Origin of the sequence: Roseiarcus sp., assembly GCF_049514155.1 — a bacterium.
Taxonomy (GTDB): Bacteria; Pseudomonadota; Alphaproteobacteria; order Rhizobiales; family Beijerinckiaceae; genus Roseiarcus.
The window spans coordinates 1-10,534 of sequence record NZ_JBEKVH010000161.1; the positions used below are offsets into that span (position 1 = coordinate 1).

Annotated in this window: 9 protein-coding genes; 3 read left to right on the top strand and 6 right to left on the bottom strand. The window is 71.1% G+C overall.

The features are described 5' to 3' along the window. Positions 1-390: 390 nt before the first annotated feature. A complete protein-coding gene (locus ABSF49_RS18050; protein WP_424114033.1) occupies positions 391-1,569 on the bottom strand; it encodes a dipeptidase in 1,179 nt (392 codons plus the stop codon). Between the two features lie 172 nt (positions 1,570-1,741). On the opposite strand from ABSF49_RS18050, the gene ABSF49_RS18055 reads away from it, so the two are divergent. The 3 genes from ABSF49_RS18055 to ABSF49_RS18065 are packed head-to-tail and all read left to right on the top strand — an operon-like array spanning position 1,742 to position 5,428. After that, on the top strand, positions 1,742-3,196 hold the full coding sequence (locus ABSF49_RS18055) for a hypothetical protein (protein ID WP_424114034.1): 1,455 nt from the start codon (positions 1,742-1,744) through the stop codon (positions 3,194-3,196). Further along, entirely contained in the window at positions 3,193-4,530 is a 1,338-nt protein-coding gene (locus ABSF49_RS18060) for a hypothetical protein (protein WP_424114035.1), read from the top strand. The genes ABSF49_RS18055 and ABSF49_RS18060 overlap by 4 nt, the downstream gene beginning before the upstream one ends. Further along, complete coding sequence (locus tag ABSF49_RS18065) at positions 4,508-5,428, top strand: hypothetical protein (protein ID WP_424114036.1); 921 nt, start codon at positions 4,508-4,510, stop codon at positions 5,426-5,428. The genes ABSF49_RS18060 and ABSF49_RS18065 overlap by 23 nt, the downstream gene beginning before the upstream one ends. A 157-nt stretch (positions 5,429-5,585) precedes the next feature. On the opposite strand, the gene ABSF49_RS18070 is transcribed toward ABSF49_RS18065, so the two are convergent. The 5 genes from ABSF49_RS18070 to ygfZ form a co-directional block, all read right to left on the bottom strand. Then, positions 5,586-7,559 (bottom strand): caspase family protein, encoded by a 1,974-nt coding sequence (locus ABSF49_RS18070; protein ID WP_424114037.1) that lies wholly within the window; start codon positions 7,557-7,559, stop codon positions 5,586-5,588. Positions 7,560-7,623: 64 nt separating this feature from the next. After that, positions 7,624-8,259, bottom strand: a complete 636-nt coding sequence (locus ABSF49_RS18075; protein WP_424114038.1) for a hypothetical protein — start codon at positions 8,257-8,259, stop codon at positions 7,624-7,626. 221 nt (positions 8,260-8,480) lie between these two features. Then, the gene (locus tag ABSF49_RS18080) at positions 8,481-8,930 is read right to left on the bottom strand and encodes an NfeD family protein (RefSeq protein ID WP_424114039.1); all 450 of its coding nucleotides are present in this window, start codon (positions 8,928-8,930) and stop codon (positions 8,481-8,483) included. Between the two features lie 3 nt (positions 8,931-8,933). Continuing rightward, entirely contained in the window at positions 8,934-9,932 is a 999-nt protein-coding gene (locus ABSF49_RS18085) for an SPFH domain-containing protein (RefSeq protein ID WP_424114040.1), read from the bottom strand. A gap of 115 nt (positions 9,933-10,047) precedes the next feature. Next, a partial coding sequence (gene ygfZ, locus ABSF49_RS18090) for a CAF17-like 4Fe-4S cluster assembly/insertion protein YgfZ (RefSeq protein WP_490363331.1) occupies positions 10,048-10,534 on the bottom strand: 487 nt, incomplete at its 5' end.

Sequence of the window (10,534 nt, forward strand, 5' to 3'; positions counted from 1 at the left end):
ATCATAACCAGCCCGGCGATCCGCCCGCCGCGCGCGCCGAAGGAGTCGGACCGTGACCGAAACAGCCCTCCCCTCGCCTTCGGCCGCCAGCCGCCGCTGCGCGAGGGCCCGTAAGCGGCTGCGGGCCAGGCTCAACCTGATGGCGGAGAGCGCCTTTCGGCGAGGAAGCGCGATGGCGTCGCGCGGCCGACGGTTGGCGCCTGTCCATCGCCTTAGCCACCCTTGACGCGCATCAAGCTTTTGATTCGTAAATGCAATCCGTCTCAAGAAGCTTGACGCGCCTTGACATCGCTTGACGAAACTTGACAAAACTTGACGCGCCGCTTGACGGTCAAGCCCTTCTCACGCTCGCGGGAGAAGCGCCGGCGAAGTCGCCGGATGAGGGCGGCCTCACGGCCCCGGATAATCCTCGATCCTGCCGACCGCCGGTTCGCGCGCTTCCCGCAGCGCTTCGCCGACCAGCTCGACCTTGCGCATGACGCGCAGCAGGTTGCGGTGGGCGATCTTTTCGAGGTCGCGTTCGGAGAAGCCGCGGCGGATCAGCTCGGCGAAGAGATGCGGGAAGCAGCCGACATGCTCGAGCCCCTGCGGCTGGGCGCCGCCGTAGAAGTCGGAGCCGATCCCGACGTGGTCGATCCCCGCCGTCTCGACGAGATAGACGATCTGATCGGCGACCTCGGCGAGCGTCACGCGCGGCGCCGGGCCGTTGCGCGCTTCGAGCGCGGCGATGCGCCCTTTGACGTCGGCGACCATCGGCGCCTTGCCGTGGGAATCGAGCGAGCCTCTGAGCCAGTTGCGCAAGGCCTGCGACACGAAGCCCGGCACGAAGGTCGCGAGCACGGCGCCGCCGTTCGCCTTCAGCCGCTTCAGCACGTCGTCGGGCGCGTTGCGCGGATGGTCGCACAAAGCGAAGGCGTTGGAGTGCGACAGCAGGATCGGCGCCTCGGAAACGTCGAGCAGGCGGCGGATGCCGTCGTGCGAAACGTGCGCGCCGTCGACGATCATGCCGAGCCGATTGGCTTCGCCGATCACCGCGCGGCCGAAGGCGTTGAAGCCGCCGTGGCGCGGCGCGTCGGTCGCCGAATCGACCCAATCGAGCGTCTCGTTGTGGCAGGGGATCAGCATCCGCGCCCCCGCCGCGTGCCACAGCCTGAGCGGCGCGAGCGCATTCTCCAGCCCGACGCCGCCTTCGACGACGATGTAGGAGGCGATCTTGCCCGCCCGCTGCGCGCGGGCGAAATCGGCGGCCGAGCGCGCGGGATAGAAGACGTCGGGATACGCCGCCTCGACGCGACGGATGAGGTCGATCTGTTCGAGCGCGGTGCGCGCGGGATGCGGCGCGCTGGTCGGCTGGAACGCCGCCCAGAACTGGGCCCCGACCTTGCCCTCGCGCAGGCGCGGGATGTCGGTGTCGCTCTCGGGATGGACGCGGGTCAGGTCGTAGGCGTGGACGTCGCCGCGCGCATGCTTGTCGATCCGGATCGTCCAGGCGAGGTCGTTGTGGCCGTCGAACAGCGGCGCGCGCGTCAGCAGCGTCACGGCCAGGGCCAGCGCGTCGTCGTTACCCATCCGCGGCGAATCCCCTTTTCAAAACGGCCGCATGCAATCACCATTCGTCAACCAGCGCCAGCGCGCGCCGCGGGTCCGTCGGCTTGTCAACCGGCCGATCCGGCTGATAATGCCGCTTCGGGCGAGCGGGTCGACGCCGCCGGCGACGGGCTGACGAGCGGAACAAGCGATCATGGGCGCTCAGCGGGCGGCAAAGTCGGGGCGCGACATCGTCGCCTATTTCGCCGGGCATCTGGCCAATCTCGCCAACGGCAACGACACGCTCGGCGAGGCCGAACAGACCGTCGTCGTCAAGCCGTTCCATCTCTACGAGCGGGTGCGCCGGCTGCTGACCGTCAACAAGCGCTATTCCGAGGGGCTGGTCGGCGTCTGGGCCTATCCGCCGCCCGACGGCGTCGAGGAGGCGGCGGAATTCTATTTCGACCGCGTGCTCGACCGGCCGATCGCCGCGCGACGCGACGAGCCGACCTCGGCCGACAATCTCGCCGCGCTGATCGCCACCCGCGCCGCCGGCCCGATCGCCCCGCCGCCGCGCGACGAAGCGCTGTCGACCTGGAAGGCGCTGGTCGGCGGCCCGGCGCGCCGGCGCCGCTTCCGCGAGACCAGCGAACTGTTCGAACTGTCGAACCGCATCCTCAAATGCCTCGACGCCGCCAACCGCCCTTACGCCGAAACGCTGCGGCTGGGCTTATGCCCCAAGGAATGGCTGGTCGGCGACGACGCCGCCGGCGTCAACACGCTCAAGGCGGCCAACGGCTTCCTCAAGGCGCTGAAGGCGAAGATGGGCGACAAGCTCGGCCGCCGCCCCAGCGACGAAGAGATCGAGGCCGCCTTCGCCGCCGCGCCGGTTCCGGGCGCGAAGACCGGCAAGGCCTTCGTCGCCACGCCGCTCGGCGCTGCGATCGTCTCGCGCGTCGCCGGCCAGGACCAGACCTATCTGCTGTCGTTCGAAACGGTCGAAGCGACCCAGGCGGCCGAGATCGCCGACGAGGCGGACGGTCCGCTGATGACCCAGCAGGAGGCCGCGCCCTATCTCGCCGCGGCGGTCGAGGCGGGCGCGATCGCCCCGCCTGAGGGCGACCTGCTGGCGGCGATCATGGCGGGACGGACGCTGAACGAGGCGCTGGGCGAGAGCCTGTTCCTGCGCCGCCGGGTCAAAGCCGATTTCGACGGCGATCTCGCCGCTTACGTGGAGGACTTCGATTCTCGCGACGCGGCGCGGTTTTTGCGGACCCTGCGCGTCACGACCCAGACGGCGATCGCGCTCAACGATCTCGATCGCGCCGGCGAACGCGCGCGGCCGGTCTCGACCTTCGCCGCCCTGGCGGCCAAGGGGCCCGACGAATGGCGCTTCCCCGCCGCCGGGATCCTGAGCGGCGACGGGCTGGTGCTGGCGCGGCTGGAGCACGAAGGCGACGAGGCCAAGGTGCTGACGCTGCAGGCCCAGGGCGTCGTCGGCCTCAGCGCCTACGCTCAGCGCGGGGTCAGGGTGCGCCTCGGCGACGCGATGCAGATCGAAGGCATGTTCGACCGCGACGGCCGCCTGCATGTCGTGCTCGACGCCGACGCGCTGACGCGCGCCGACTTCACCCGGCTCGAAATCGAACTGCTGGACGCCCAGCCGTGACCGCTCGCGTCTTCGTGCCCCTGGTCGGCGCGAACGGCGAAGGGGCGCAATTGTTCGAAGCGATCGCCGGCGATTTCGCCCCCGAGCCGCATCCGGCCAAGCTGATGCCGCAGATCTCCGAGCTGTTCGACTTCGGCCTCTACGGCATCGGCCAGACGGTGCGCGAGGCGGCGACCCGCTTCGTCGCGGCGCGACGCGCCAGGCTGTGGCTCAGCCGCAGCAACGGCCACGTCAATCGCTGGAATCTGCGCATTTCCGAATTGCAGATTGGCCGCTTGTCGGACGAGAACGCGCGCTCGGCCGGGCTCGGCCTGACACTGGCGGCGATCTGCCAGGCGTTCGGCCGCGATGCGGGCGTCGTCTTCGCCACCGGCGAAATCGTGCTGCCCAACGCTCCCGGCGCGCCGACCGTCGCGGTCGGCCCGGTCGGCGGCCTGCGCGGCAAGCTGTCGCTGATCGGCGACTACATCGTCCAGCACCGCCAGGCGCTCGAAGGCCGCAAGATGGTGGTGGCGCTGCCGGCGACCGCGATCGACGGCCGCCCGCTCGAGACCGCCGAGGCGGCGCCGCTCGAGCGGCTGCGCAAGGAAGCGCGCGCGGCCGGGGCCGAGATCGAATTCGTCTTCGCCGCCACGCTCGACGCGGTCGAGCCGGCGCTCGGCCCCTTCGCCATGCGCGAGATCGTCACGCCGGCGCGCGCGCTCGCCGCCTTCGCCGCGCTCGTCGCAATTGCGGTCGTCGTCGTCGCCTGGATGTCGTGGCTGCACGCGCCGATCGCGCTCGCCTTCGAGCCGGTCGGCCCGGCGACGCGCGGCCTCGCCGACGATGCCGCGCCGCAGCGCGCGCGCTACGACGCGAGCGCCGACAAGCTGCAATTGCTCGGCCCCTGCTTCGACGACCAGCGCCAGCCGATGGTGGTCGGCGGCGAGACCCTGGTGCTGCGCGTCACCGCGCGCGACGGCCTGCCCTACGCCAGCGCGCTCAGGCCGCCGCGCCTGTTCATCGCCTCGGTCTCGCGCGCCGCCGATCCCGTCATCCTCGACGCCGAACACTTCCGCTCGCTCGCCCCATCACCGCAGGGGAGCGGCGAGATCGACCTCACCGCGGCGATCCCGATCGAACCGACCGAGGACGAAGTGCGGCTGTTCGTCGTCGCCAGCCGCGACCCCTCGCTCACGATCACCGCCCTGCAGGACGACCTGCGCAAGACGCTCAAAGGCCTCGCCGGCGCAGCGGTGTTGACGACGACGACCAGCTTCCTCGCCGACCGCGTCGGCGCGGAGATCAGCTACCAGTTCAAGGTGACCAATGATGCGCGCGCCTGTCCGACCTGAAGCGCCCCGGCGCCATCGGCGCCCTCGCGCGATCGCTCTCCTCCTCGCCGCCTGGTGCGCCGCCGCGGCGTTTGCCGCGCCCGCGCGCGCTGCGCCGCTGGCGCTCGCCAGCGATTCCGACTTCGCCGCCTTCGCCGATCGTCTGCGCGCCTACGCCGACGCGAGCCGCGTGCGCTGGGTCGTCGCGGCCAAGACGCGCGCCGACGCCGAATCGGTGGTCGCCGCGCTCGCCAATCGCCTCGCGCCGATCGATCGGCCGCTCATCGGCCGCGTCGACGCGCGCGCGCTCGCCGACGTCGCGCCGAAACTCGCCGACTCGGCGAGCCCGCTCGCGTGGATGATCGCCGCGGGCGAAAGCGGCGCGGAGGGCCGCCTCGCCTGCTCGTGGCAGGTGGCGGTTTCCGATCCGGCTTTTCCGACCATTGGCGAAGGCCCGCTCGCCGTCTCGCTCGCGCCCAACGACCGCCTGCCGGTCGGCGCGGCGGCGACGTTCCGCGTCGGCCATAGCGGACTGCTGCAATCGAAGCTCTACGCCTTCGACGAGACCAAGCCCGGCGCGATCCGCGATCTCGCCACCGTCGCCGACGCCGACATTCCCGTCGCCGTCGATCCCGCCGGCGACACGATCGTCCTCGCCATGGCGCGCCAGACGGCGCCCTTCCTCGAACGGGTGAAGTCGGCGCTGGCGGCGAGCGACGGCGAGCGGCGCGACCTCGGCAAGGAATACGCGCTGCGCGACAAGCTCATCGGCCAGGGACGCGGCATCGGCGCCAACATCCAGCTCATCCCGCCCAGCATGCTGTCGGCCAAGAAGGACGTCGTCGCGACCGCCGAAGCGAAGCCGCGCCCCGACCCGCTGATGGAAACCTGCCTCTACGCCCTGACCCCGGCGCCGTGACGTGGCGCTAAATCATCGCGCCGTCATGACCGGGCTTGACCCGGACATCCAAGCGCCGCGGCAGCGTTAATCGCGTCGCGCCTGCCGTCTCTTGCTGGATGGCCGGATCAAGCCCGGCCAAGACGCCGGGATGGCAGATCTCCGATCCCAGCGTCGCTCATGTCTTCTCCGGCGCGCCGAGCAGGCGCCATTGGCGCAGCGCCGGCCCGAGCGCGGGGCCGCTTTTGCCGTTGATCGGGCCGGAATAATAGCCGGCGGCGGCGAGCCGCGACTCGAGCGCCTTGACCGTCGCCGGGCTCCAGTTCTGCGTCTTGCCGATGAGGTCGGCGATCGACTCGCCGGAATCGGCGGCAACGGCGCTGAGCAGTTCGTCCGCCGCCGCCGCCGGATCCTTCGCTACGCCGGCGCGCCCCTCGTCGAGCAGCGCGGCGGCGGTGTGATGGCCCTTGGCGAAGCCGAGTTCGGCGGCGCGCCGATAGAGATCGAGCGCGTCCGTCGTCTTGCCGCCGTAGCCGTGCTCGGCGAATTCGGCAAGGTCGTAGGCCGCGCGCGCCGAACCTGTCTGCGACGCCTGCGTCAGCAGCGCGTAGGCGCGCGGCAGGTTCTTGTCGACGCCTTTGCCCTCGGCCAGCGCCACGGCGAGATTGATCGCGCCGTCGGCGAGGCCGCGATCGGCCGCCTTCTCGTAGAGCGCATAGGCCGCCTTGAGGTCCTTGGGCGCGTGGTCGCCGGTCTCGAGCATCAGGCCGAGGCTGTACATCGCGCGCGCGTCGCCGGCGTCGGCGGCCTTGCGGTAATGCGCGTAGGCCTCGTCCATGCGCCCGGCGGCGGCTTCGGCGCGCGCCAGCAGCGCGGTGTAATGGGCGATCTCGGGATGCGCCGCCGCCGCCTGCGCGCAGACGCCGATCGCCGCCGCCGCGTCGGCGCGCAAAGCCGGCAGCTCGACGCCCGGCGTCGAGGCGGTCTCGTCGTGGGGATGGGTCGCGAGGCGCTCGCAGACGAGGCCGGGGTCGTCGGCGGCGCTCTCGGCGTCCTCGAGGCTCGTCAGCAGCGCCTGCGCTTCGCGCGCATGCGCCCCGGCGGGATAGCGCGCGAGATAGAGCTCGAGCAGCCGGCTTTCGCGCCCGCTCAGCGCCAGGCGCCACAACAGGTCCTCGACGTCAGCGCGCGCCGACGGCGCCGACGGTTTCGCCGACGGGCCGATCTCGCCGAGCAGCGTCCTGACGTCGGCGACATGCGCGCCGTCGGGATAGCGTTCGAGATAGATCGACAGCAGCGCGGGATCGCGCTCGCCGCCGGCGAGCCGCCACAGCAACCCCTCAGGCGACGAATCGCCCGCCGACTCGCCGGCGAAATAGAACTGCCGCGTCAGCGACGAATTTTCCCACGGGATCTGCGCGCCGCCGGTGGCGGCGATGACGTCGCGACGCACCGCGATCATCATCGAGGAAACGTCGATCCCCGGCGCGGCGACGTGGCCGAGCAGCGCGCGCGCGAACGGGCTGTTGCGGCCGGCGCCGTCGTAGGCGACGTTGTCGGGCTGGGTGGCGAAAGCGATCAGGAAGCCCGCCGCGTCGCCGACCCGCGCCAGCCCCGACGCGCGCAGGGCGACGTTGAGGTCCTTGAGCGGATTGTTGCGGCAGGCGTCGAGGAAGACGAGGTGGATTCCATTCGCCTTCGCCAGCCCCTCGAGCACCGAGTCGAGACGGATGGTGCGCTTGTCGATGTCGTCGACGCTGCGCAGCTCGGCGTCGACCGGGATCAGGTAATTGTGGGCGGCGACCTGCAGGCCGTGGCCGCCGTAATAGAACAGCGAGACGTCGGCGGTCGCGGCGCTGCGGGCGAAGTCGTCGATCGCCCGCTGCATCCGCGCCTGGTCGAGATCGACGCCGAGCGTGACGGCGAAGCCGAGCGCCTTCAGCGCATCGGCGACGTCGCGCGCGTCGTTGGGCGGATTGGCGAGCTCGGGAACCGAGCGATAGAAGCCCTCGCCGATGACCAGCGCCACCCGGGTTTCCGCTGAGGCGGTCGCGGCCGCGACGAGGCAGAGCGCGGCGGCGAACAGACCGAGCGACAGCCCCCGACGCCTGAGCGTCGCGCCGACTCGCGTCGTCCCGTTCGAGGCGTCCATGGCGGCCATCCCTGAAACTCGGATGCCGTTCCGACACGGCCAAGTCAAGCCGCCGGGCGCGGCCTCAGAGCCCGCCGCCCTTCTCCAGCGCAAGGCTGGCGACGTTCAGCGTTTCGGCGACGAAGTCGCCGCCACGGGTCAGACGCGGATGGTCGGGGTCCTCGGCGCGGACCAGCTCGACATCCTTGTGGATGATCGCGATCGCATCATGCAGCGCGTGGAGCGCCTCGGTCTTGGTGCGCGCGGCGCGCACCCGTCGCGCCGCCTGGGCGACGACGTTCGCCTCGTCCTGTAACTGCGGCGGCAGGCGCGGCGCGACCTGGGCGAGGGCTGCGGCGTAAGTGTCGAGGGCATCGGCGATGCAAGCCTGGGTCGCGCAGCCGCAATTGCGGATGTAGGACTCGGTGGCGCGCGACAGCGCCTTCACGTCATCGCCTGCCTCGCCGAACGTCGGCAGCGACGGCAGCGACGGCCCAACGTCGCAGGCGCCCGAGGACGCCGCATCGGGGCCGACCGCGAAACCGGGGCCGCTGCTGGTCGATCCGGCGGGCCCGGGCGCCGATGGGCCGGCGCCGCCGACGTTGGCGTGCCCTTCGCCGTTCTCTCCCGCCATTGCGGCGCCGCTGGCGGCGAGCACGACGGCGAGGACGAGCGTCGCCATCCAGAATTTTGCGAAATTCGCTAAGGTCGTCGCACGCACCGAGGCCTCCTCCTCCAACGCGCCGGCGGCCTAAGCCGCCGATGAGCGCTGGACCCTTTGCGGTTTACGGTCCGGTTCGACGCCTATGGTTACGCGAAGCGCGAGCCCAGGTCGAATCCCGGCGCGCCAGCGCGCTTTGCCAGCGCCGCCCGCGGGCCAACGGCAAGAGGAAGAAGCCGGCGAGGCGTCGAGCGTTCAGCGCGGCGCGCGATCGTCGCCGCTCACGCCTTCACCACTTTGACTTCCGCGCCGTCCTCGACGGCGACGACGCGCACTTTCGCCCCTTTGGGCAGATCGTCGCCGGCGACCCGCCACAGGCTGTCGCCGACGCGCATGCGGCCGTAGCCGCGCTCGATCGCCTCGTCGAGATAGAATTCCTTGCCGATCAGCGCATGGGCGCGGCTGAGCGGCAATTGCGGCGCGCCGGAATCGAGCGAGCCGTACACCCGCCGGCCGATGAAGACGAAGACGACGACCAGCGCCGCGAACAGCAGCAGCGCCGGCGTCAGTTCGATCGCGACAAAGAATTCGACTGCGCCAAGGGCGACCGCCGCGAGGCCGATCCAGATCAGGAAGGCGCCGGGAACGAACGTCTCGGCGGCGCAGAGCGCCAGTCCGGCGACCAGCCAGACGACGTAGGGATGGATGGAGAACAGGTCGAGGTCGGTCACGACCTAGCCTTGCCCCGGCGCCGGCGGCGAGGGCGGCGGCGAGTCGGGAACCACGCTCGCCGGGCGTCCGGGGGCGCGCGCCGCGCCTTCGCCGAAGGCGCTCGCCGCGATCTGCGAAATGCCGCCGAGCGTGCCGGCGAGCGAAGACAGCTCCATCGGCACGATGAACACCTTCTGGTTGGGCGCCTGCGCGAACGCCTGCAGCGCGCGCACGTATTTGTCGGCGATCAGGTAGTTGAGCGCCGCAACGTCGCCGTGGGCGGTCGATTCGCTGACCACCCGCGTCGCCAACGCCTCGGCCTGGGCGGTGCGCTCGCGCGCCTCGGCGTCGCGGAACGCCGCTTCCTTGCGCCCTTCGGCTTCCAGCATCACCGCAGCCTTGCGCCCTTCGGCGCGGGTGATGTCGGACTGGCGCATGCCCTCGGCCTCGAGGATCACCGCGCGCTTCTCGCGCTCGGCCTTCATCTGGCGGCCCATCGCCTCGACTAGGTCCTTGGGCGGCTCGATGTCCTTGATCTCGATGCGCGTGACCTTGACGCCCCACGGCTCGGAAGCCGCGTCGATCACGCCGAGCAGCCGGGCGTTGATCTCGTCGCGGTGCGACAGCAACTGGTCGAGGTCCATCGAGCCCATGACGGTGCGGATGTTGGTCATCACCAGGTTGAGCAGCGCCTGTTGGAGATTGGCGACCTCGTAGGACGCCCGCCGCACGTCGAGCACCTGGTAGAAGGCGACGCCGTCGACCGTCACCGTGGCGTTGTCCTTGGTGATGATCTCCTGGCTCGGCACGTCGACGACCTGCTCCATGACGCTGAGCTTGCGGCCGACGCTGTCGACATAGGGAATGATCAGGCCAAGGCCAGGCGTCAGCGTCTTGTTGTAGCGGCCGAAGCGTTCGACGGTGTAATTGTAGCCTTGCGGCACCTGCCGCACGCCCATCAAGACGGTGACGATGACGAACAGCGCGATCGCGATCGCGACGATGCCAAACCCGGCGACCATGGCCGACTCCCTCTCGCGTCGCGGCGGCGAACCGCCTGACGCGCTGCGCCGCTTACGGGACGGCGGGCAAGTCTAGCCGCCGCGCCGCCCCAAGGCCATAGAGGACCGCCGCCGTTCACGACGCGGCCGGCGTTTCCTCCACCGTCAATGTGACGCCGGCGGCTTCGAGCGGCCGCCCCGCCGCCTGCGCGTCCGCCGCGCGATCGATTCTCAGCAGCGCCAGCGCCTTGTCGCCCGCCGCGGCGCCGAGCGCGCCGACGGCGAGCGCGCCGTCGGTCACCGGCGTGCCGGGCGCCGGCGCCGCGCCGGCGAGGCGAACCCGCACGACGCGCTTTCTCGCTTCGCCGCGGTGCTTCATCCGCGACACGACTTCCTGGCCGACGTAGCAGCCCTTGTGGAAGTCGATTCCGTTGAAGAGATCCATGTCGGCGTCGTGGGGGAAGGCGTCGCCGTAGGCGAAATCGACGCCGCCCGTCGGCGCGCCGACGCCGATTCTCAGCGCCTCGTAAGCGGGAAGCGCGGCTTCGCCGATCGCCTCGGCGGCGGCGCGCGGCAGGATCGCGCGCCGGCCGAGCGCTGCGGCGCGCGGATCGGCGTAGACG